The sequence below is a fragment of the Microcoleus sp. genome, assembly GCF_041354475.1.
Lineage (GTDB): Bacteria > Cyanobacteriota > Cyanobacteriia > Cyanobacteriales > Microcoleaceae > Microcoleus.
The window spans coordinates 62,845-86,620 of sequence record NZ_JBGJZU010000020.1 but is presented as its reverse complement, the minus strand read 5'-3'; the positions used below and the strand labels follow the sequence as shown (position 1 = coordinate 86,620).

The following is a 23,776-nucleotide window of genomic DNA, read 5'->3' as shown; positions in this document are numbered from 1 at the left end:
GAGTTGTGGGAGTCGGAGTGGTGGGAGTCGGAGTTGTGGGAGTCGGAGTGGTGGGAGTCGGAGTGGTTGGAGTCGGAGTGGTTGGAGTCGGAGTGGTTGGCGTCGGAGTGGTTGGCGTCGGAGTGGTTGGAGTCGGAGTGGTTGGCGTCGGAGTGGTTGGAGTCGGAGTGGTTGGGTTGACGGTAATATTCACACGATCGCTATCCGTTTGAGCACCGCCTAATTCTAGAGATCCGCGATCGTTTGTCGTCAAAATCAACGTATCGGTACCGCTAAAGTTCAGATTCGGCGTATAAGTTAAACCATTTAAAGCAGCATTAATATCAGTCTGTTTTCCCGTATAAATCAGGCTGTTGCTACCATTCCCCGATCCGGTAATTCCCGTCAGCGAATTCAGTTTCAGAGTGCCGCTGGTAACACTGAGATTGACTTCGACAGACTCGCTATCTGCATCCGATACAGAGATACTATTGCTGTTGCTAGCAGAGAAGATGCGAGGAGTATTTTGATTCGTCGTTTCTTTGCCGATATCAGTCGCAATGTTGACACTCCAACTGGCAATATTTCCAGGAGTAGTAGCATTGGAAGCTTTAGCATTATATTGGTTGGCATCAACTGCATACAATTTCCAAGTGCCGTTGGGATTAGTTTTATTGAAAACAGAAAGAGTCGAACCGTAAGGCCCTTCTGGTGCCCCTGTCGGTGTATTCTGAGGTATAACGAAAGGATAAATATCGCGAGCATTGTTTAACGAATAGTTACTCGGTTTGTAGCTGCCTGAAGCGATAGTTGGGACTGTAGAATTAGAAAAATCATAAAGAAAAGAGGCTGCATTATCATCTAACTTCAGCGTGACGTTGTTGAGTGGTTGTTCAGATGGAACGTGAGACATTAACACCACGTTTTGTCCTTCGGGCCCAACTAGCAAGAGGTTGATTGTCTGCGGTGAACCAGTGGGAGATTGACCATAGGTTTTAACATTGTTGAGAGTGATAGTAACACTGTCTACTTTTCCTGTTACACCTGAAACGTCAATAGCAGACGGATAGGGTGTCGCTAAAACGTTATATACAAAGTCTCCGCTGTTGATGGTAATGTTATTCGGGTTAGTTGTGGTGGTGGTTGTTCTTCCCGGTATTGAATTAATAGGAGATTGATTGCGACGGGAAAATTCCGAGGTATCGCCTGTAGTTTTGTTAGTAGCAGTAGCAGCGAGAACCGATTTGCCTGCTACTGGAGTGTAGGCGAAGTTGATATTAGCATTGCCAGCGCTATCTGTAGTAACGTCTTGGAAACCTAGAAAAGTTTCACCTTGACCTGCACCTGCGGGGTCATAACTTGTATTAGCAAAGAATTCGACGCGGAAGTTGCTGTTAGGATTGCTGTTGAGAATGCCCTTGACTGTGTTCCCACTAACTGAGGTCATAACTGGGTAATTTTGCAGGTTATTGCTGCCTGTATCCGCATCGCCCAAATCGTTGGTAGTGATGCCATTATTACCGATTAAGTCAATACCTAATCTTTTGTTGTTAAAGATACGATTGCCTTGTATGGTGTTACTGCCGGAAGGTACACGATTATTAATCTCAATGCCACTCCCTTTATTGTTAGCAATGATATTACCTTCTCCAGGTGCACTGCCACCGATAGTATTATTCGGGTTTTGGCCTAATATCAAAATGCCATCGCCATCGTTACCTAAAGCTATTGTCCCCGTGGCATCAGTCCCAATGTAATTGCCAGTAATTTTGGTGTTTGTAACATCTGCCTTCGCAGCAAATATGCCTGTAAAGCCGTTGCCAGAGATGACGTTGCGGGAGATAATATTACCTGTTATGGGCGTGACAACGTTAGGAGGATTGTTTACATTGTAATTTTGGATTCTGATTCCACTGGAAGTGTTGCCTACAGCAATCGTACCGCTAATATCAGTGCCAATGTAGTTATCCTGGATTGTATTGTTGTTAGTCTGTACCGAAATGCCGTGACCTAAATTGAAATTTCCACCCTTTCCAAATCTGTTAATAACCAATCCTTGAATGGTGCTACCACTGGAATCTTCTGCGCCGCCAAAAGGGCTCTTGCCTAAATCTAAACCATTAATATAAATATAATTGGCAGATGAGGCTGGTTGTTGTACAAAACTGCCATTGAGTTCGATAATTGGTTTGCCAGCATATCCAGGTTGAGATTTGCCATTGATAATAACTGGGCTGGTGATGACAGGTAAGGCTTGATTAAGGGTAATGGTATAAGGGCCAGTACCGGGAATGTTAAAGTTAATTGTGTCTAATCCGGGATTGGAATTGGCTTGGTCGATCGCACTTCGCAGAGAACCCGTACCGCTATCATTGGTATTGGTCACGCTATAGGTAGCCAAAACAGACGCATAATTTTCCATTGCGTCTGACTCGAAGGCTAGGGGCGATTTAATGTTGCCGATTTTTTCTTCTAGTTCCCAATTCCCACCTAATTTTGCACTCCCCGTCAGATGCTTGGATGCGGCGATATTTGCACCGGTGAGGGATGCAATGCGGTGGAGGAAGAGTCCGCCGGGGAATAAATTCCTCGTCTCATAGCAAAAGTCCTCTTTAGAGAACTGTTTAATCGTGAGGTTATTTTCAGTCGGTTTCAACCGACTTTCGCTTTGAGACAGGGAATTTATTCCCTGGCGGACTTTCGGGAAAGCGCCGGATGCTGCTGCTACATTGCAGCCGTAAATCAGGATATCTGCATCAACTGTTAAGGCGCGCCGCCATTGTTGCAATTGCTGGCTATAAGCTTCTAGGTTATCGATAGATAGTCGGGTTTTACCGAGTTGCAAGCTTCCCGGTTCGCCGTGGGAAACTAGATGAATGCTGTCAATATTGGTGCGATTCGCTAAGACTTCGCTAATTTGTTCGATTCCATCTCTGTCGGAGTCGAGAATTATTGCTTCTACTCCTAATTTCACTCCATCCAGGAGTGTTTGATAGTCTGTTACTGCCACATCGATAAATACTGCTGATAAAACTCGTATCATGGCTGTACACCCTCTGGAATCAAGTTAACAATTTTTCATAAATCCAGGACTAGCACACCAGAACTCAAAATACCCGTTTGTTTGACAGTAAAAATACCTAAAATTGTGATATTTCTGAGAACAAATCGGTTTTTTTTCAAGTCTTCAAGTCTTAAAATTTATTAATTGAGACTATGATACCCAGCCTACTTACGTAGGCAAAAATTTTTAATAAAAATACATATTTTCGACTTTCCCACTTACTTACTGCCCCGATCGCGCCTCCGATCAATTTTGGCCAACGCAGCACCCGAAACATCCGCCACAATACTGATAATCCGATACAAAGCCACCGCACTCAGAATTATACCCGTAGAAAAGCGATCGCCAAGCAGGGCGATCGCCGTAGCTTCAAATACTCCCATACCTCCCGGTGCACCAGGGACAACTAAACCCACCACAAAGGCAAAACAAAAAGCACCAAATAAGTTCGGAATATCATTAAAATTCACCGGATTTAAAGCCATCACAGTCAACACAAAACCGCTTCCTCGCAATCCGATAAAACACATTTGTCCAATTAACGGTACTAAAGGATAGCGTTTAATTGGTAAATTTATTTTGTGTTTAGCCTTGACACTCGATGTTATTTTCGCTAGATTGGAGCTAGACTCTGTAGGTAAATTCAGTCCCTCAGCCGCCGACACCCCAGAATTTGAATTTTTCCCATCCTGCTTCTTTAACTTCAACTTCTCTACAAATAGGACGATCGGATTCAGAATTCGCGGATGAATCGCCGTTAAAATAGCAGCAGCAGCCACAATCCGCAAAAACCAATTAATTTTATCAAAACATAGCAAGCCAATCAAAACACCTGCCGCAGCCATCAGCAGAGGTTCTAACAACACGCTGAGAGTAGCAACTTTCGGCGAAATGCCAGCCTTTTTGGCATCCAATATCCTACCCCAAAAATGCCAAATATTTCCCGGTAAATACTTAGCAATATTAGTTTTGAGAAAAACTTGAATCGCCCAAGCTGCATTTACACGTTGACGAAATTCCCGCAAAATCAACATCCACACCCAGCCGACAAAAATTAGCGAAAATAAAGTGCTGCCCAGGGCGATCGCCAATAAGGGAAAACTCGTAGCCACAATTCGGATATTCGCCACTTCTTGCCAGTGAGTGACAAAAGCTTGGGCGATAAATAAAAACGTCCCGCCCAAAATACAATAGCGTAAATAAGGTTTGAGACGCGATTTTGCCACCTGGAAAAAGTTCTGAATTAGACGTAAATTTTTGTTTCCCATTTTCTGATACCAATTTTGAATTTGGGATTATTGATTTCTTAACCACAATCTCATGTTTTAAATTTAAAATTTAGATCGATCGCAATTATTACGGAGTATCTTTCTATGGCTGGCCCGAGTCCTGACGGTCGTTCCTATCTTTTAGATAATAGCCCCAATAGTTTCACTTTAACACCGGGCTTTTTAACTCCTTACCCAAATGGACTATTGGCTCTGGGCGGCAACGATTTTGTAGTCGGTGCGTCAGATGCCGATCGCCTCAGCGGTGATGACGGTAACGACAGAATCCTGGGTGGAGCCAATTCCGACACACTCTTCGGTGGTGCCGACAATGACATCCTCAACGGCGGTATCGGTAACGACATCCTCTTCGGCGACTCCGGTAATGATACCTTGCAGGGAGGTAAAGGAGCTGACTTACTCAACGGCGGTAAAGGTGCCGACGTTTTGATCGGCGAGGGCGGCAAAGATACCCTGACAGGAGGGTTGGGCTCCGATACCTTTGTCTTGCGCACCGATTCCGCAGTCATGGATTTGATGGCGGCAGACATAATTACTGATTTTAATAGTTCAGTGGATGCGATCGGACTCACTGACAATCTTACCGAAGCTGACATAGTTCTCGAACAACAGGCGATCGGCCCTTCTATTTCCGATACCATAATCAAAATTCGCCAATCCGGTGCTATTCTAGGCGTAGTTACCAACAAATTGCCACAAGACCTCACGGGTAAATTCATCTCTGCAACTCCCGTATTGAGCAACCAACTCAGCCAAGCTCGCGACATCGGCACTCTCAGCAGCCCTCAAACAATTACCGACTCAGTTAGCAACGCTCAACCAGACGATATTTACCGCTTTAGCTTATCAGTAATTAGCGACTTCAGCTTAAATGTCAGTGATTTCAATACCGATGTTAACCTGACCATAATCAAAGACATTAATGGCGACAATGCTGTGGACTTCACAGATATTATTGCTTCGGCTCAAGAGTCTAATTTATCATCAAAATCCCTACAACTAAATGCTTTGGCACCAGGAACTTACTACGTGCGAGTTTCTCAATCCCAAGGTAATACAAACTTTACCCTAAATCTGTCTGCAACACCCACAACTATTTCTGCCAACAATCTTAACAACTTAGAAGGTTTTGACTCTCGTTTTGGATTTGGTTTAGTCAATGCCGCCGCCGCCGTTGCTAAAGCCCGAAACAGTCCCACTTTTCCTGATGTTCCAGACTTAGGCGGCGACGACTGGGGCAGAGATTTAATTAAAGCCCCAGAAGTTTGGGCTCAGGGGTTAACTGGAGACGGAGTTGTGGTAGCGGTAATTGACAGCGGAGTTGACTATAATCACCCAGATTTGACCGGGAATATTTGGAGTAATAATGGGGAAAACGGCATTGATGCCCAGGGTCGAAATAAAGCTAATAACGGGATTGATGATGATGGGAATGGCTTAGTGGACGATTTCCGCGGCTGGGATTTTGTGAACAACGATAATAACCCCATGGATGATAACAATCACGGCACTCATATAGCGGGTTTAGTAGCTGCGAAAAAAGATGGAGTGGGGATGACAGGTGTGGCTCCCACTGCCAAAATTATGCCTTTGAAAATACTGGATAGATCCGGTTCGGGAAGGATTAGGGATGAAATTGCTGCGATTAATTATGCAGTTGCTAATGGGGCGAAGATAGTTAATGTAAGTTTGGGTGGCTTACAGTTGAACGAACCAGAATTGAATGCGATTCGAGCGGCGGAAGCTAAGGGCGTAACTGTGATTTCTGCTGCGGGAAATGATGCTCGTCCCCAGGCAGATTATCCGGCTCGGTTTGCTAATGAGGCTGGAATTGCTGTCGGTGCAATTGAGCGGAACAAGCAGTTTGCTGATTATTCTAACCGGGCTGGAACTGAATTAATTAATTATTTTATTGCTCCCGGAGGTGACGGTGGTAAAGCCGATTCAGGGGATATTTATTCCACTGTACCCCTGTCCGTACCGGGCATTCCTTATCGTTATTTCGCGGGTACTTCCATGGCTGTGCCCCAAATCGCTGGGGTAGTAGCTTTGATGTTGCAGGCTAATCCGAATCTGACTCCGACCCAAATTAAGCAGATATTGGCAGAGACGGCAAATCGATCGGATATCATAGTTTGAATTTATGCGTGGGGTGGGGCGGGTTTCACCAACAATCTATGGGAGAAACCAAAAATCTCTAAAACCCGCCCCCACCCAACGACAAATCCCAATCTAGATTTTGGGAAAGGCGATCGCACATTAGGTTAATCTAGATTATGCGTGGGGTGGGGCGGGTTGATCTAGATTGTTTGTATTCATCAAATATTCTTTTTAAAGCGGAATGTGATATACATCACCCCAGGAATAACAGCAATAACCTCAGCAGGTATGTTACCAGTTATCCCAAAAAAGATAAGTGTAGCGACATAGCAAAATCCAAACAATAGAGAATTAGAAACCATAAGTACCTCAGTATTAGCTCAAAACAGAATATTCTGTTAAATAGTACAACTTAAATTTTCCATTCAATTAGGTTCCCCAACGAGTGGGGAGTTTGGGCGATCGGGTTGGGGTGAGCTTGCCGGAGTTGGGTGAAGTTTCCATTCAATTAGTTTCCCCAACGAGTGGGGAGTTGTTGGGAACGGTGTTTAACAATATTATTGGCTCGTTTCCATTCAATTAGTTTCCCCAACGAGTGGGGAGCTTAGATGTAGAAGGTAAGAAAGAATAACGTCTAGAGTTTCCATTCAATTAGTTTCCCCAACGAGTGGGGAGTAACCCAGTTACTCACAATAAAAATGCCAGCTAGCGTTTCCATTCAATTAGTTTCCCCAACGAGTGGGGAGTGAAGCAGAAGCATTTTTTGAGGGCATCGATGACGGCAACGAAGTTACCATGTTTCCATTCAATTAGTTTCCCCAACGAGTGGGGAGTGGGGAGTGCGTACCCATCAAGACAAGACCGAATTCGCTCTGCGATCGGTTGTTTCCATTCAATTAGTTTCCCCAACGAGTGGGGAGATATCATTGCAACCATGAGAAGCAAAACCGAATACATTAGTTTCCATTCAATTAGTTTCCCCAACGAGTGGGGAGTGAATAGTAATTGTTCTATTTCATTCACTACACTATTTAGTTTCCATTCAATTAGTTTCCCCAACGAGTGGGGAGAGAATACTAGGGAACACAAACGTTGTGTTAGACTCCCCAGTTTCCATTCAATTAGTTTCCCCAACGAGTGGGGAGTCCTCTACATTAAACCTCATACAGCGCAAGATGTCTAGAGGCCATTTGCGAGGCTCAGGATTTTTTTCTAGAAACCACACCTGTGCCCGCTCAATAAAAATCCTGAAACCCTTGCCCAGTAATGCTGCGAGGCTCGTGACGCAAAAATGACATTTCAGCCAATTTACCGCCAGCCTCGCAACACCAGCTAAATAATCACTGATCCAGGTGCTTTTGTCACCGGTGCTCCCACTCCCAACACCTCCACCTGTCCCAAAGTATGACGAGACACCGGATAAAACCGGATGCTATCCTCTTCCAGATTTACCTTTTTCCCAAGTCGCGATCGCAATTCATCAAACTTAGCTCGACTGAGTACGCACTCAAAAGCACTATACTGCACCCAAGTTCCGTAACCTTCCAACAAATCATGCACTTTACAGCGCCGTTTGTTGTCGGGAATATCGTAAATCACCACATAAAAAAGCACGGCTTAGCGAATTTGGTAAGGTTTGTAAAGCTCGGTTGGGTTATAAACGAACTGTTTGTAATCTTTGATTTGTTGGTTCAGCAAATCCCACTTAGGTTGTTTACCAGAATCCGTTTCAATTTCCTCCTCCATACGCTCTAAAAAAGCTTTCAGGTATTTGCGTCTCCCAGAATCATTTAAGAAACATCCGCCGTTACTATAGACAAAATCATTGCCAGCATCCACAAATCGGCGATTGACTAAATAGGTAACTAACGAATCAATAATTGGAGCCCGAAACTCCTCAATCAAATCCGAAGCCAAAGCCGCATGGCGTTCCGTTCCCTGATGCAAACAAGCCGAATAAGGATCGAGCCCTTGCAATTCGATCAAACTCAACAAATGATTCCAGAGAACTTGATAACCAAAACTCAGCATAGCATTAACCGGATTACCCGGAGGGCGGCGCGACCTACCCACAAACACAAAATCAGGATTGCTCAAACACTCTTCAAAAGCCGAAAAATACTGAGCCGCCCCCGCACCTTCCATCCCCATCAACTTCTCAATAGTTTCAGCTTCCCCAGCTTTTTTGATTAAATGTTCCAAACAGTTAATGGCAAAAGCAATGACATCAGAAGCTTGTCGGCGCTGCTGTCGCATCAGGATCACGCGGCTATTTTTCAGCTTAGCCTGCACAATCCGTCTAGCCACCTGCAAACGTTCTGCAAAACACAACTGTTGCTGATAGCGAGAGAGTTGTCGGTAGCCGCGTTCGATGGGAAGAATCCGCCCGTAACAGTAACCCATCCGCGAAAGATAGGCAATGGGAATATTCCGCCACAGACAAGTCCTAATTGCTTGAGTTGTGACTTGAGACTTACCAAAAATCAGCAGTTGTTCGAGGAGAGGAAGCTGTATTTCACCCAGCACAGATTCCCCTTTTTTGATAACCAGCATTTCTTGGTGCAAGGAAACGTAACAACCAGGTTGAGAAACATAAACGGTACGCATAAGCAATTATTGGGTAGTCAGAAACCGGGTTTTTTCCGAAATACTTCGTCACACAACCTAAAAACCCATAAAAACCCGGTTTCTTAGATTTTCGGAATCATCGTAGGGGCGGGTTCACCAACAATAATCGCCACTAATTAACAGAAAAAATAAACCCGCCCCCACCCAACGACAAATCTCAATCTACATTTCTTGCATCATGTATGAATCAATGTTGATACAGATTATTGGTTGGGTGAGGGCGGGTTTCTGTAGATGGTTGGTGAGTTTCCAATATTGTTGGCGAACCCGCCCCTACAGAATTCTGGTCAAGATAGATCAATTTATTTCCGTTCTAAAGTTTGCGAATCCCGTGGGAGAATTTGCGAAGAGTCCGGGCTAGAATCTAAGGAATTCGCGATTTCTTGGGCGCGGGAAGGTTGGAGGTAGCGAACGATTTGGTCAGCGATTGTCGATGCAAAAAAAGTGGCTACTGTCACTAAAAATGTGTTAGAAATTACGGCGGCTAATCCCAGGGGTGCGATTAGGAGGATGATCAGAGTGATAGTGCCATTTACGGCGGCTAGGGAAAAGTTACGGATTGTGGATGCACGGGATGTGATGTACATAGTTGTGTTATTTTGGGTTGAATATGGATGGTCAAGTTTGCTTGTAAATGGTGGTTGAGGGTGAAATGTTTTAGTTAAGTCTGTTAGGCGATCGGGGGGTTAAAACCTAGGTTCAAAGTCCGCCAGGGGTTAAAAACCCCTGGCTCAAAGCTCAAGTCCTCTTAAAGAGGACTGGGGAGTTTATGAGTAAGATTGTGCAGTCAGTTTCAACTGACTTTTGCTATGAGACGGGGGTTTTTAACCCCCGGCGGATCGGTGAAATTGTGGCATATTTCTTGGCTTATTTTTGCATTTCGTAATGAATTGACTCCCACTTATCTATCATTAACTCTCCAACACCTCTTTCAGTAAATCACAGATTTTACTATTGATAACATTAAAGGGATTCTTGTCTGGTACTACTGTTTTTAGACGCAAAATATCCCGCAAAATTTTAATGATTTTTCCTCCATCTTCTAGTTCCGAAACACCTTCAAAACTGTGGACACAACGATTCCGCTGTTCGCAATATTCGTTTAATTGTTCAATGGGTTTCAATAAGCTATCAAACTCTTGCTCGTAGCATTCCAAAATTGCAATCAACACGAACCGACTGGGAAATCCTTCTGAAAACCTAAGTTTTTGACCATTCTGAAGCTTGTAGTTGTTCAGAAAATGTTCGAGATTTCCACCATCAAAACCTTTAAGCTGATACCAAAATTCTTGAGTTTTTGTAGACTTTTCTGGCAAGTTAAATCCCAGCTTGGTTTCTACCAAAAAGCGGAGAAATCCCTCTTGAAATCTGAATACATCCACCAAAAAATCCGCATATTGCTGATTTTTTAGTTTGATTATAGCTTTGAAATAAACTTCTTTGAACAGGGCTATCCTATTTTTTTGCCGGAGACTGCTGATTTCTGAGATGAATTCAGGTTCGACAAGATTAGCAAAAGGTTGGATGACCTTGGAAGCGCCCTCAAAGTCAAAGGCGATGCGATACTGACCGTACTCAAGCAAAGCAATAATTAGGTTGGTGGAGAGATTGCTATCTTTGAGAGTTACTAAAGCGCCACTGTAATTATAATCTTCAATTTGTTTCTTGACAACCTTGAAATCAAATTCATTTTTCAAAGTATCGACATTAGTTTGAAAAACGCGATGCTGTCCCTCTTTCATTTCTCTAGGATTTCGCACCTGCCAAACCGAACTGTGGGGAGCATATCCAGCAGCTTGTAAAAGGCTCCAGGAAGTTTTCATCACAGGGGTTCCAGAAGAAGCATTAAATTCCAATCTGTCTTGTTTGCTCAAGAAGGGAATTGCTTTTTCTAGACCTTTTCGAGCTTCTTGAACTGCTAATAAGAGACTGACTGGATCTTTAGAAAGTTCTGCACCGACTGGGACTAATTCGATGCTTTCTTCTGGGATGTGAAAATCTTTGCCTTGCAGCCAATGTTTGGTATCGCTAGCTTTTTCAAGCATATCTTCAGTGTGAAGGAGAATGACGCGACGAATGCTGTATTTTTGGTCGAGAAGGTGTCGGATTAGGGTGGCTATGGAACCTTGTTCGTTGTTCTTTTCGGAGTAGGGGTCTTGGCTGCCGACGAAGGAGAGGACGATGCTGCTTGCCATTGTTGTTACCTGGATGATTTGTGAGAAGTTTTAGGGAGAAATGGGCAAGCCGGATGCTTACCCGAACAGACAAGAGAAAAAAGGTGTGATCGCACTTTTATCTGCGTCGAGGGCCGGGCTTAGGTGAATTTGAAGGTGGTGGCTGACTGCTGGAAGACATTTGACCGTAAACTAAAATAGCTCCTTGTTTTTTAAGTTCTGTGGAAAAAATCAAACGGTCAGGATGATTGCTACCAAAAATAGTTACAACTTGATAAGGCGAATCAGCCATCGGAAAAATTGACTTAATCCAGACAAAAGAAGGAGTTCCTAATTCTCCGCCGACATTGGCATTGCCACTGTTCCCGCTGACTCCTTTAAATCGAGTGTCGCCGTACAGCAGATTCAAAGCAGCACCCTTTACATTGGCGCTATCGCCTTCATTTGACCAGTTTTTCACCTTCTCTGGATTGAGCAAAACAGTATCTTTTAAGAGCCAAATTTGAGCATTACTATCCAACACATCTTGCTGGCGTTTTTTGGTTCCTGGTTGACCAGGACTGCTGGTATAATTCTTAGTTGAAGGCTGTACAGCTTTAAAAGCATCGGTAACACTTTTAAAAAAAGTCCGCCACTGCTGCTCATTGCCAACAAGCGGTAAACTATCACCATCTACGAACCAATGACAGCCGCGCATCCGACGATTTAACAGGTGCAAAGGGCGGCGAGAACCGCGTCCAACTCCTCCAAGATGAGAACCTAGAATCAGGCAACGTTCTATTAAGCTCAAATACTTGGCTTCTGTAGCCTCCAGAATAATTTTGCCTGTATACAAATAAGGGTCTTGGCGTTGAGATGGGTTAATGCGAGTGCTTACTGAAATTTTGCCTTGTTGCCCCAACTTGCCAAACAGTAACTCTTCTAAAGTTACACAAGTTTCAGCATCATACAAACCCAAAGCTACAGCCCGAAACCAATAGCGCAAAATACCCCGAATAGCTGTCGGTCGAAACTCAATATTTCCTTGGTAATTGTTTTCTTTTGTGGGCGGGTTACTGCCGTACATCCCTTGAGTCCACAGCTCAAAATCAAAGCTTTTGCTGTGGGCTAACTGTGCTTCTTGACTGACAGTGCGGCCATAACCACCGCTGACGCGAGAACCAATACCGCCAGTTTTCAGCGCATTTTCCAGCCAATTTTTTACAACCTCAACTTTGCCAGCATATTGGGGCGCTGTCGGGCAAAACCCGATCAGAAATTGAGGTTGTTCGAGAGTAAGCAAAGGATGTGGTTCGGGGTTATAAATAACTTTTTGTTCGGGATTTTGCCAATGCCATTGAGGAGTTGCTACATCGACGCTGAGACAAGGCTTAGTGGGGAAAGCATCCAAAAATTCAATTTTGGCAGCTTTGGCAGTTTTACTTTCTAGCATTCCCAATAATTCCTGAATTTCACCTTTGTTTGAATGGTGTTTTTCAGCCCAAGCTAGTGCAGCCCCTTTGAGACTGGAAGCCGGAATATAGGGAATGCCGAAAACGGGATGCAGCGCGGGTAAAAGTAACTCAGCAAAGCCACGAGTTCCTCCTACTCGCATTCGCCAGCTAAAAGAAATTTTGAAAGTATTACTTTCTCCGCCAGCTAAATCGAGAGTGCGTTGATTGAGTTTCTCATACAAATAGCTGCAATCTTTTTCAGCATTGACGGCAGATTCCAGTACGCGTTGTGGGAGGGAAAGTTTGCCCTGTTTATCGCGGCCAAATTCAGTGAAATTAAGCGCTTGTAACGGGTTGCCCATATTCCGGGGTGTTTTGGGCGGTTTTGCATCCGATTTTTGATTGGATGGCGGTGAGGTAGGCGCACCACTGCCGATGCGACAGTCGATGCGATCGCACCACAACTTAAATTTAAAAAGTTTATCTTTCAGCGGTTTAATTTGCCCCTTAGCCACTTTGCAAGTTGCCTCGTCAGCAAAGAAAAGCGTCAGTACGTTATTGTCATAACCGCCGTAACTTGCAGATGCAAATTGTTTCCCCAATTTCGAGTTACTTTTTTGCTCTGCCGGTATGAAATCCTGCCAAATATCGCTGGGATTTCGAGATTGATTTGGTTTAAAATTCATCCTTCCTCCGCTTCTCCTAGAATTGGCGTTGCCCAAAATGACCACTCTCGCGATAGTTCGATCGCCAAACGGTTTAATCCCGCATAAGCCTGTAATTCCATACCAAACAAAGTGCGCGGATCGTCGGGAGCAAAAGCCACTTGACTTAAACTTTGCAAAGTTTTCAAGAACTGCTGGTAAACTTGACCTTTGTACTTAGTTTCTCCAGATTGATATTTAAGTCCGTCCCCTGCTAAGCGGTGCAATCCCCAAGTAGAGACGTAAGAAGGCAAACTTTGCACAACTGAACTCGCTTTTTGATGATTGCTAGAATTGACTGTTTTTTTGACTTCCAGCAAGCCATCGTAGGCTGCATGACTAAAATCTCGCGTGTCTAATTTCAACATCATCTATTCTCCTTTGCTAAATTTAATTTCTACAGTTTTGTTGTCTGTCCAACCCCGCCCAAGTCCTTCTAAACCGCCAAATTGCAGCTTGTCTTTCAAGATAGTTTGGAGGGATTGGCGAATCTTTTCTGTTACCTGTTCATTTTTCCCTGGTTTTAGTCCCCAAGGGAAAAACAGAATAGTTTCTGAGGGAATCGCTTCTTCTGAGCGAAAAGAACCATCAGAGGCAGTTTTTTCACCGTCTTTGATCGCAATGCGGACTTCTCGCTGCAAACCAGTTTCTACCAATGAAGCACAATCTTGATTTGAAAGAACCACTAATTTTTGCTTTAAATCAAGAATGCCACTGCCATCTGGAATTTGTTTTAAGCATTCCCAGAAAGTAGCTTTTTTATCAATCCGTTCTACATCTGCTTCTTTCAAAATTGCCCCTTGCAAGTAGATTTGATTGCCAGAAACAGAAGTAATTGCTTTTTTGGTGCTACTTTCCTCTTCGAGGTGCGATCGCCACTCTTCAATCACCTTTCCTAAATCTTCATTTTGCAGCCAGCGGTTCCACCGACTTAGCCACAAAGGGCAAGTTATCCATACAAATTGATGGCTGAAAGAAGCTACAGGAAATAACAACAACGTGGCATCAGCAAACCAGACTTCGCCCTCGGTTGGTTGACTGCCATCCTTAATTTTTTCACCGAAAAGAGTTCCAGCTTCCTCTGGGTGCATCGTTGCTAAAACGGAACGAATTTTGCCCCGCAAAGAAGAAGAAGGAATATATGGCAGTTCGTTAAAACTTTCGCGGGCAATTCCCATCATATTACCAGCTTGAGCGCTGGCACCTGTATGCAGCGGAGTCAAAAGATAAGTGTAAGTTAGATAATTCATGGTTGTGATTCCTTGTTAATTGATTGACTTTCAAAATGAACCCAAAGTAATTCCGAGTAACCTAACTGCCGCCAAACGTGAACCTTAGTTTCTGTCTCCTCCTGAAACAACTCTTGCGGTTGATTCAAGTAATACAAACTACCGGGACGTGCGGCAAACACTTGGGGTGCAGGAATACTTTTTTCTGGTGCATTTTTGTCTCGAATGCGACAGTTGATTGGCAGTGCGCTGGCTGTTGAAACGCTGACTAATGGCCCAATTGTTTGATTGCTATTAACTGCATGAGCTAATTTCCATTCCGAGGGCCATGCACGGCACACTGATTGATGGTTACGTTTGCTGTCTGAGCGTTCAAATACTCCAGGAGTGACGAGATAGGCTATTGATTTGCCACCTTTGCTGAAGTTGTCATAAGATAACTTTTGGAGTTTTTGCCATTGGTTATCTAAGGCTTCTACCCGCTGCAAGATAGCCCGGTGTCCTTCACCGCCTAATTGAATTATCGCTGGTGTTTCGATGGCTTGATCGAGACCGATCGCCAAACTCCAACCTTCCTTTAAACGAATGGCATTTTCGACAAAATACCCGTCAGCGTCTTTGACTTGTCGCGTGCCTTCTTGAATGGCGTTGTGCGATCGAGTTTCAACTAACCAAGGTTCAAGTTCTGTTTTTGTTTTGTCTTCTGTCAGCCAGTCACCTCTGTTAATTTTACCAGAGTCTAGATAGTTTTGTACAGTGGTAAATGGCAAATATTCCCTGAATTTGTAATTGCCAATTTCCTCATCTTTGCGTTCATCCTCCTTGTTGCGATCCGAAGGTTTCACCAAAGGACAAGGCTGTTCCTTATCCCACAATGCTTGGTGTAAGTTAGAGTTTTTATCCCAGGCTAAAGGCACGAGGGGAATTGAGCCGACAAACCCGATGGGACGAGAGAAATAAAGGGTTTCATCTCGGCACAAAAACGGGCCAGTAATTCGCAAATCTATCTTGTCTCCTAGCAGTTTCCGCAAAGCCCCGGCAATGGTATGTCCATTGGGAGGAAAAGTGCTACTAGCCCAGGCTCTTTCACCTGGTGTGAAGGGTTTGGCATCCCTGAACAATAAAATATCGAGAGGGGTAATTGTGTACCAATTCATTGACGTTCACCTCCTAGTTTGATGTCGCGGTTGCGGATGAGAAAGGCGGCGAGTTTCAGCCAGTTGTTAATTTGCCGATCGCACTCTTTACCAGCTTCAGTTGTCCGCCATAATCCTTGCAAAAACTCTGTTAACAATTCTTTAAAGTGTTCGAGCATTGATTCATCGCCTTTAAAAGCTTCTCGGCGACTGCAAAAAGCATTTGTCCACGGTTCAATTGCCTCATAAATCGGTGCTGGATGCTGACTCCAGATAGTCGCAGCTTGCTCAAAAATTGCGCTGTCTAAATCGGGAATAGCAATCAGTTTTTGCCATTGATGGAACACATCAAACTTACAAGTAGCTTTCAAAATATTTCCATTACCGTAGAGAATGCGAACTTGTACAGCATCTTTAGCTTTACCCTCTGGCGATTTATGTTTTTTTGCTCCTTCTTCTTTTCCTTCTGCTTTCCACAAATTTTCCAAAGCGATCGCCATCGGCACGGAATGGTGAGCAAGAACAATGCCAAAACTAATCGTTGCCTTGTGTCCCATTGTAAATAATGGACGTTCAGATAAATTATCCGGCAATTTATCCCCATTCCACCGCCAGTAATCTCCCTCACTAATAAACTCATTTTTGGGGTCATTAACACCTTTAAAACATTGGCGAATATCCCACAGCCAATTATCCCATTCCCAAAGATTGGTATAGGCTAAAACATCATCGCCACCGCCATAAATTAGCCGTCCAGCGTAGCGCTGTTCAGTGAGATAAGGAACTAATTGATTTGAGAAATCTAACAAAGCCCGACTCAAAGCGCTGTGAGTAGAAGGCCCCATGCGCTTTTGCACTTCCAGAAACTCTTTAAAGGACTCCCGAAACTGCTCCGGCATTTGATTAATATTGCGGTGCAAAGCATCAGGAAGATAATGTTTATATGCTTCTAGCTTTGTACCTTTGAGCCACTCACCCATACCGTCGCCATCGCCAGCAGCTAAAACGTACCAATCCGTTGGATTATTGCCCGGAGCAAATAATTTAGAAATGGATTCTCGCAGTTTTCTCAACTCTTCTTGTTTAGCTTTTTGTTTTTTAGTGTGAGTAAATGGTTGGTCAGGATTATCACTTTTTGGGTAATAGTCATCAATCAACCAGCCAGCATTCAGCAAGCGCGGATTGTGCCACTTAGTGTGATTTTTGGCAATCCAAGGAATACCCCAAGGTAAATTTGCTGGTGCATATTCACCGTCATTTGTCCATTTAAAATCACCGATAACTTTTGCACAAGATGCCAAAAAGTAGTTAATAGCTTGCTGATTCCCTGCTGCTTCCATTGTTCGCAGCCAGCCAGCTACACCCGAACTCAAATCGGGATAAAGAACAGGTATTTTCCCCCGGTGATTTTCGGCTTCCCCTGGAAACAGTTCTTTGAGCAAAATTTGGTGCAAACCGCGCTTGATGATTTCAGTCGCATTGAGTTGTTCAATACCGTCGAATAACCCCATATCATAAGACCAAAATTCCCTAGTTTGTTCCTCCGTAGCCCAATCATTTTGTTTGGAATTATAGGTGGGATGCACGGCAGATCCTATTCCTGAAACCGTGGAACGGGGGCCAAAGGCAGTAGGCAGTTGCCAAGTTCTAGAATTTTTAACAGCATTGAGACTGAAGCGAAGGGAGTCAAAAATACTCGCCCACCAAGAGCCTGCATTCATATTAGGCTGCTTTGCTCTAAACTCGGCTCTGGTTTCCGGTTGAGAGAGGTTTTCTTGGGACTTGGGAGATGTGTTTCTAAATACAGCTTCCAGAAACTTGTATTCTGGCTCAATAAATAATTTTGGATGCGGATTAGCAAAGTCATTTTGCTTTTGAATCCATGCTTTGTACTCAGTTTCTTTGCGGGGGGAATGATGCAATTCAGCATCGGAAGAACCGATCGGCACTGCTGTCCAGTATGTCTGCCACTGTGTTTTTAACCACCCCTCCCAAGTTTGGGAGTTGATATTGCGCCACTGTTCGCCGCCTTCTGTTTTGTCTGCTTGCAGGAAAGCTAATACTTTTTGCCCGATATTTTTCCATTCTTGGTGAAGCGTTGCTTCGGCATAAGCCATCGCTGCGCGGACTGGATTCCCGCTGGTTGCTTCTGCACCTTGACCGTTATTAGGCAAGATCATTACTAAGACATTGGGAAATCCTGCTGTGAGTAATTGTTGTTCCCAAACTGACTGGGATGGCTGTTTAATCCACTCTTGAAAATCGGGATATTTTTGTAATAGCCAATGGTCAATTAGGGGTTGGGCGTACAAACAAGGGTAAAGCAGAGTATCGGGGCCGTATTTCTGGGCGATTGCCCAACAAACTTTGGCAGAAAGATAGTGTAGCAGCCAGGAACCAGCCCAAAAATCTCGCATTTTGCGGCTGGATTTGATTAATTCTTGTACGGGGGTAAAACTGAAGGTAGCGACATAAGGGCGCGATCGCGGCCAATTGCGATCGCCTTTTTTGGGATAATCTTCTGGATTGTCGGAATACCCTGCTAATCCTCCAGCTAAAGCAGAAGTCATAGTAACGTGACTCCATAAAGAAGCATCGGGAATGCGCGTTTCTGCGGGCAATAAATGAATGCACGGCTCATCTGTTGCTGCTCCCAAAGAGGTAGAAAGTGCCTGTGTATAGCACCGCCACAACCACCAAAATACTTTTTGCGGATCTTTCCATTTTTTAATAGGATCGAGTGCAGTTTGTTCAACCCAATCTAAAAATTTCGCGCGATCGCGATCGATAATTCGGTGATGCCACTGTTCTAAAATCAGAGTTTGTGCTTTTCCCGATAACAAGTGGCGTAGCTGTAACCCTTGACTGTCATAGAGTACGGCACTGTGTTCCGGTGGCAATCTACCAACAGTAGTCCGATCGCTTGCGGCTGCGATTAAATCACACAATCCTACATACTTCAGCCAAGTTCCATTCAAATTGGTTTGGGAATGAGTTGCTGGTTCTTTCGGAGACTTCCAGCCCTCCATACACTGCAACTGTTCCCATCCCCCCTCCCGACTCATGTCTCGATGCAGCGACTTGAGGACTGGATCGTGCATCAATCCCCAAATCTTGGCTTGCCAGAATGTTGACATTGCTGTTATTCGCTAACGATTAAACTCAATATACCAGCCGAGCCAGCTTCATGTCTCAATTTTCGCAATATTCATTAAACGTGTTCTCAGCCACAAAGCTCTCCAAATAATAGCTTCCAGACAATTCTATATTTTTATGTCAATATTGTCTTTTACTTGAAATTTCAGCAACTTACTGATATACACCCATCATGGCCAAAAAACCGATCGCTCATCCCTACGCCGACAAACTCACCTTCGATCGCATCATGCTCCTCATCGCCACATTAGTAAACCATCCCGGAATCGGACACTCTGACACCGAAACCTCCGACGGCAAATATCACGATGCTTTACTAGAAGTCCAATCTCAATTGCAGCAAATAGCCGCCGAATTCAACATCGAATTTCCCGAAAACTATCCCGCAACTCCCACAATTCGCAAAGACTTAGAAACTTTGCGACACTACGGAATCCTAGACAAACGAATGTATCGATTCGGTTACTATCTCGGCACCGGCGCAATGACTCGCGAAGAACTACTATTCGCATTTCAAGCAATAGCATCTCAAGCTAAATATCAGGGAAATCCCCAAGCCCGCAGGATTTATGAAAAACTCACTAAACTGTTGCGCGGATTGGATATCGAACTCAAAGGCCAATTGTTTTATCCGGTTCGCGAACACCTGAATCGGGCGATTATTTACACCGATCCTGTCGAAATGGTCGATCGCCAAGAATATCGCAATACCCTATTTCACAAACTAGACATGGTAGAAACAGCCATAGTTAAAGGCCAGGCGATCGAAGTTTACCGCGAAAAAGATTATTATGGCAAAGGCAATGTCGGTTTCCGGCGAATCTGGCCTCTGCAACTGATTTATCACGATATCGCCTGGTACCTGATTTGCGAAAATTGCGAAAACGGACATTTGAAAGTAGAACGAGTGAATCGCTTTACTGACTACTGCGAAATTATCGATCCAGAGGGGCGTGGTTTAGCCCTACAGGAACAAAGTTTGAAAATAGCTCACAAGTTGTTAAAAAACGGCTGGGGGCTGTTATTGGGCAATCCAGAGCAACAGCAGGCAGAATTGCAGGGTACGCTGAAATTGCAAAAAGTGAAGGTGCGGTTTTTTGAGAAGGTAGTGGGATTTATTCTAGAGGGCGATCGGCGACATCCGCGACAAAAAAAGATTAAGGAAGGCCCAAGGGATAGTTTTGGCAATCTGCTATATGTGGATTATCAGATCGATTTGCCCGATCGCTCTTTGAACGAATTTAGTCTGTGGGTTAACAAATATATGGAAAACGCCCAAGTGCTTTCCCCGCCGAGTTTGGTAGAAAAACACCGACAAGCAGCGAAAGATTTGTGCGATCGCTACAATTTGTAAATCCAAATTGTTGACAGAGGATAAAAAAGCCGATCGCCGCTGATATCGTTCTCCATTTTGGGCGATCGACTACCTCTTAAGGCATATTCAAAAAAAAGTTTTTGAGAATTTATTTAAATTTATTATACTACTCGTAATCTGGGTCAGTAAATATTCTGTAATATCAAATCACATGACAGCCGATAAAACCGGATTTAGCATTAGCGCGATCGCGATTCGCCGCCACATCGGCACCCTGATGCTGACACTGGCAATTATAGTCGTGGGCGTTTTTTACATCACCCAACTGCCAGTAGATTTGCTACCCTCCATCACCTATCCCCGGATCAGCGTGCGCCTAGATGCCCCCGGAGTTTCTCCAGAAGTCGCAGTTGACGAAATTACCCGCCCCCTCGAACAAGGACTTTCAGCGACAGAAGGCGTCACCCAAGTGTTCTCCCGCACCCGCGAAGGACAAGTCAGCGTCGATTTATTCTTCAAACCGGGCGGAGACATCAACCAAGCCCTCAACGACGCCACAGCCTCAGTTAACCGCATTCGTAACCGACTCCCAGACACAGTTGAATCCCCCAATCTGTTTAAATTTGACCCTTCCCAACAGCCAGTTTACGAATTTGCGCTGACTTCAGACTCGCGCCAAGGCGTAGATTTGCGAGTATTTGCCGATGATGAATTAGCCAGGGAAATTAACGTGATTCCCGGAGTAGCTTCTGTTGACGTTTCCGGCGGCGTTCAAGAAGAAATTCAAGTGAATATTGACCTGAATCGCCTGCAAAGTTTAGGAGTTAATCTTAACGACGTTTTTAATGCTTTGCGATCGCGCAATTTAGACACTTCCGGCGGCCGACTGCGCCAAGAATCCGACGAACCGCTGACTCGCACAGTCGGCCGCTTTAAAACAGCAGCAGATATCAAAAACCTATCCTTTCAAATATCCGGTTCCAACCCGCCCAAACGAGTTTACCTGCGGGATTTTGCCACAGTCAATGACGGCACGGAAGAACAGCGAGTTAAAGTTTTTCTGAATCAAAAACCAGCCGTTAAAATTAGCATCTTGAAACAGCCGGATGCCAACACGATTACCGTTGTTGATGGAGTGAAAAATCGCCTCAAAGAAATGCAGAACTCCGGCTTGATTTCGGCAGACATGAAAGTAGTTACTACCTTAGACGAATCCCGATTTATCCGCAATTCCCTAGCCGATGTTGCGAATGCGGGAATTTCCGGGGCAGTCTTGGCTGCGATCGCCGTTTTGTTCTTTTTAGGTTCCCTCAGACAAACTCTGATTATCTCTCTAACTATTCCCCTGTGTACTCTCGCAGCCATTATTTTAATGCGCTTGTTCGGCTTATCGCTGAACTTGTTTAGTTTAGGGGGTTTAGCCTTGGGAATCGGTCAGGCGATCGACACCAGCGTCGTTATTTTAGAAAATATTGTAGTCGGTCTAGACAACAATCCTCACCTGAAAAAAGGCAGAATCAAAGACCGCAAAGAACGCACGATAGAAGAGTCAGTAATGCGGAGTCAAGAAGTCGAATCAGCAATGGTTGCCTCCACTGCCGCTAACTTAGTATCAGTGCTACCATTCTTGCTGATTGGCGGCTTCTTTTCCCTGCTATTTAGCGAATTAATTTTGACAATTAGCTTTGCAGTAGCAGCATCCCTGGTTGTAGCTTTAACTATAGTGCCGATGCTGACTTCTCGGTTGATGGGAATCTCTTATTCCAGTGGCATTAATAAGTTCGGACCGATTAAATATTTCAATCGAGGCTTTGAAAACGGTACGCGCGCCTACGGTGCAATGCTGTCAAAAGTGCTGGGTTTGCGACTAATTATTATTGTACTCGCTTTTGTGATTTTAGGCGGCGGAACTTGGGTGATGGCTGGTCAAATCCCCCAAGAAATCTTGCCGAGAGTTAATACAAGTCAAGCCAGATTATTTGTTTTGTTTCCTCCCGGAACTAACTTGGAAACCAATCAAAAAGTAGTGGCCACCGCCGATAAGCTGCTGTTAGCACAGCCAGAAACCGAGTACACTTTAACCACAGCGGGTGGGCTGCTGTTCGGCAACAATACGATCGAAAATTTGCTCAGGGGAAGCAGCACAATTACCCTAAAAAAAGGTACAAGTACGATCGCCTTTACCGAAAGAATGACTGAGGAATTAAAGAAAATAGACGTTCCGAAAGGAACTCGCCTGCGCTTAGTTCCAGAAGGGATTAGAGGTTTAGTTTTAACGAATTCTCCAGTCAGGGGCGGCGAAATTGATGTCATAATTCAAGGCCCAAGTGAACAAGCATTGCAGGAAGCAGGCCGTAAGATATTAAAAGAGTTAGATGAGAAGGTAAAATTAGCCCGGTTTCGGCCGGATGGAGACGCGCCGCAGTCGGAAGTCCAAATTCGTCCAGATTGGGAAAGGGCATCTTTGTACGGGCTCAGTGCCCAAGACATTGGGGAGACAATTCAGACAGCCATTGAAGGTACTGTTCCAACTCAATTGCAGCGGGGAAACCGCTTAGTAGATGTGCGCGTGCAGTTCGATCGCACTTCTGTCAAAAATATCGCCCAACTCGGACAAATTCCCTTATCTGGCAATAATAGCATTGTCCGTTTGAGCGATGTGGCAAAAATTGCGATCGGCAAAGCGCCGGGAGAAATTCAGCGTCTTAATCAGCGGCAAGTTTTTTTAGTTGTCGGAAACTTAAATCGGGGTGCAAGTTTGGGCGATGCTGTGAATCAAGTCGATGCAGTTTTATCAGAATTGAAGCTGCCAGAAGGAGTTAGAATTGTGCCGAGTTCGGCTGCGGAAACTAACAATCAATTGCAAACTTCGCTGAAACTTTTGGGCGGGTTGGCGACGTTTTTAGTATTTGTCGCGATGGCGGTACAATACAATTCTCTGGTTGACCCGCTGGTGATTTTGCTGACAGTGCCGCTGGCGTTGAGTGCGGGTATTTTCGGGCTGTATGTGACCAAAACTGCGATCGGGGCGACGGTGATGATCGGGGCAATTTTGCTGGTGGGAATTATCGTGAATAACGGCATTATTATGGTGGAGTTGGCGAACCAAATTCGGGAAGAGGAAGGAGTCGATCGCACAACAGCAATTCTCAGGGCGGCACCTCAACGTTTGCGTCCGATTTTGATGACAACTATTACGACGGTTTTGGGTTTGTTTCCCCTAGCTTTGGGGATTGGAGAAGGTTCGGAGTTTCTGCAACCTTTGGGGGTTGTGGTGTTTTCGGGTTTGTCGCTGGCTACTTTGCTGACGTTGTTTATTATTCCCTGTTTCTATATTTTGCTGCACGATTTCTTCGGGATGTTTGGGGCGAAGAAGAAGCCGCAGCCTGTGGCAATTCCCGTGCAGAAGGCGGCGGGAAAGACTCCGAATTTATAGGGTAATTTGCTTGTTCCCAGGCTCTGCCTGGTAACACAGATCCGGAGGCTCTGCCTCCACTTTTGCTAAGCAAGCGAAGCGAGGCAGAGCCTCTGGACATCGGTTCCCAGGCAGAGCCGGGGAACCAGTTATC

General features: G+C 44.6%; 14 protein-coding genes and 1 CRISPR repeat array. Of the genes, 3 read left to right on the top strand and 11 right to left on the bottom strand.

Annotated elements, in window-relative coordinates:
* Together ACBR23_RS10495 and ACBR23_RS10490 are read right to left on the bottom strand one after the other, a co-directional pair.
* On the bottom strand, window positions 1-3,022 hold a 3,022-nt coding region (locus tag ACBR23_RS10495), incomplete at its 3' end, for a DUF4347 domain-containing protein (RefSeq protein ID WP_371125646.1).
* Window positions 3,023-3,261: 239 nt separating this feature from the next.
* Complete coding sequence (locus ACBR23_RS10490; RefSeq protein ID WP_371119463.1) at window positions 3,262-4,269, bottom strand: UPF0104 family protein; 1,008 nt, start codon at window positions 4,267-4,269, stop codon at window positions 3,262-3,264.
* Between the two features lie 147 nt (window positions 4,270-4,416).
* Here ACBR23_RS10490 and ACBR23_RS10485 point away from each other — a divergent pair, with 147 nt between their 5' ends.
* Window positions 4,417-6,471, top strand: coding sequence for a S8 family serine peptidase (locus ACBR23_RS10485; protein ID WP_371114784.1), 2,055 nt, complete (start codon window positions 4,417-4,419; stop codon window positions 6,469-6,471).
* Between the two features lie 378 nt (window positions 6,472-6,849).
* A CRISPR array of direct repeats spans window positions 6,850-7,577; the repeat unit is 36 nt; unit sequence GTTTCCATTCAATTAGTTTCCCCAACGAGTGGGGAG.
* Window positions 7,578-7,764: 187 nt separating this feature from the next.
* On the opposite strand, the gene cas2 is transcribed toward ACBR23_RS10485, so the two are convergent.
* From cas2 to cas10, 9 genes are all read right to left on the bottom strand, one after another.
* Window positions 7,765-8,046 (bottom strand): CRISPR-associated endonuclease Cas2, encoded by a 282-nt coding sequence (cas2, locus tag ACBR23_RS10480; RefSeq protein ID WP_341735128.1) that lies wholly within the window; start codon window positions 8,044-8,046, stop codon window positions 7,765-7,767.
* A gap of 3 nt (window positions 8,047-8,049) precedes the next feature.
* Entirely contained in the window at window positions 8,050-9,039 is a 990-nt protein-coding gene (cas1, locus tag ACBR23_RS10475) for a CRISPR-associated endonuclease Cas1 (RefSeq protein ID WP_371119462.1), read from the bottom strand.
* A gap of 323 nt (window positions 9,040-9,362) precedes the next feature.
* Complete coding sequence (csx18, locus tag ACBR23_RS10470; protein ID WP_371119461.1) at window positions 9,363-9,647, bottom strand: CRISPR-associated protein Csx18; 285 nt, start codon at window positions 9,645-9,647, stop codon at window positions 9,363-9,365.
* Between the two features lie 324 nt (window positions 9,648-9,971).
* Complete coding sequence (locus ACBR23_RS10465; protein ID WP_371119460.1) at window positions 9,972-11,255, bottom strand: hypothetical protein; 1,284 nt, start codon at window positions 11,253-11,255, stop codon at window positions 9,972-9,974.
* Between the two features lie 97 nt (window positions 11,256-11,352).
* Window positions 11,353-13,353, bottom strand: coding sequence for an RAMP superfamily CRISPR-associated protein (locus ACBR23_RS10460; RefSeq protein ID WP_371119459.1), 2,001 nt, complete (start codon window positions 13,351-13,353; stop codon window positions 11,353-11,355).
* Window positions 13,350-13,742 carry a hypothetical protein gene (locus tag ACBR23_RS10455; RefSeq protein WP_371119458.1) on the bottom strand — a complete coding sequence of 131 codons (393 nt, stop codon included), beginning with the start codon at window positions 13,740-13,742 and terminating at the stop codon, window positions 13,350-13,352. Before ACBR23_RS10455 ends, ACBR23_RS10460 begins: the two co-directional genes overlap by 4 nt.
* Window positions 13,743-14,621 (bottom strand): type III-B CRISPR module RAMP protein Cmr4, encoded by an 879-nt coding sequence (gene cmr4 / locus ACBR23_RS10450; RefSeq protein WP_371119457.1) that lies wholly within the window; start codon window positions 14,619-14,621, stop codon window positions 13,743-13,745.
* Window positions 14,618-15,757 carry a type III-B CRISPR module-associated Cmr3 family protein gene (locus ACBR23_RS10445; RefSeq protein WP_371119456.1) on the bottom strand — a complete coding sequence of 380 codons (1,140 nt, stop codon included), beginning with the start codon at window positions 15,755-15,757 and terminating at the stop codon, window positions 14,618-14,620. Before ACBR23_RS10445 ends, cmr4 begins: the two co-directional genes overlap by 4 nt.
* Window positions 15,754-18,873: a type III-B CRISPR-associated protein Cas10/Cmr2 gene (gene cas10 / locus ACBR23_RS10440; RefSeq protein WP_371119455.1), complete on the bottom strand. Its 3,120-nt coding sequence runs from the start codon at window positions 18,871-18,873 to the stop codon at window positions 15,754-15,756. Before cas10 ends, ACBR23_RS10445 begins: the two co-directional genes overlap by 4 nt.
* Window positions 18,874-19,064: 191 nt before the next feature.
* Between cas10 and ACBR23_RS10435 the strand changes: the two genes are divergently transcribed.
* Window positions 19,065-20,246: a helix-turn-helix transcriptional regulator gene (locus ACBR23_RS10435; protein WP_371119454.1), complete on the top strand. Its 1,182-nt coding sequence runs from the start codon at window positions 19,065-19,067 to the stop codon at window positions 20,244-20,246.
* A gap of 172 nt (window positions 20,247-20,418) precedes the next feature.
* Window positions 20,419-23,643 carry an efflux RND transporter permease subunit gene (locus ACBR23_RS10430; RefSeq protein WP_371119453.1) on the top strand — a complete coding sequence of 1,075 codons (3,225 nt, stop codon included), beginning with the start codon at window positions 20,419-20,421 and terminating at the stop codon, window positions 23,641-23,643.
* Window positions 23,644-23,776: the final 133 nt, after the last annotated feature.

What these genes read in the sequence shown, in the direction of transcription:
- ACBR23_RS10430 (WP_371119453.1), top strand. Translation starts at nt 20,419, where the DNA reads ATGACAGCCGATAAAACCGGATTTAGCATTAGCGCGATCGCGATTCGC.
- cas1 (WP_371119462.1), bottom strand. Translation starts at nt 9,039, where the DNA reads ATGCGTACCGTTTATGTTTCTCAACCTGGTTGTTACGTTTCCTTGCAC.
- ACBR23_RS10455 (WP_371119458.1), bottom strand. Translation starts at nt 13,742, where the DNA reads ATGATGTTGAAATTAGACACGCGAGATTTTAGTCATGCAGCCTACGAT.
- cmr4 (WP_371119457.1), bottom strand. Translation starts at nt 14,621, where the DNA reads ATGAATTATCTAACTTACACTTATCTTTTGACTCCGCTGCATACAGGT.
- ACBR23_RS10435 (WP_371119454.1), top strand. Translation starts at nt 19,065, where the DNA reads ATGGCCAAAAAACCGATCGCTCATCCCTACGCCGACAAACTCACCTTC.
- ACBR23_RS10465 (WP_371119460.1), bottom strand. Translation starts at nt 11,255, where the DNA reads ATGGCAAGCAGCATCGTCCTCTCCTTCGTCGGCAGCCAAGACCCCTAC.
- ACBR23_RS10445 (WP_371119456.1), bottom strand. Translation starts at nt 15,757, where the DNA reads ATGAATTGGTACACAATTACCCCTCTCGATATTTTATTGTTCAGGGAT.
- csx18 (WP_371119461.1), bottom strand. Translation starts at nt 9,647, where the DNA reads ATGTACATCACATCCCGTGCATCCACAATCCGTAACTTTTCCCTAGCC.
- cas10 (WP_371119455.1), bottom strand. Translation starts at nt 18,873, where the DNA reads ATGTCAACATTCTGGCAAGCCAAGATTTGGGGATTGATGCACGATCCA.
- ACBR23_RS10485 (WP_371114784.1), top strand. Translation starts at nt 4,417, where the DNA reads ATGGCTGGCCCGAGTCCTGACGGTCGTTCCTATCTTTTAGATAATAGC.
- ACBR23_RS10460 (WP_371119459.1), bottom strand. Translation starts at nt 13,353, where the DNA reads ATGAATTTTAAACCAAATCAATCTCGAAATCCCAGCGATATTTGGCAG.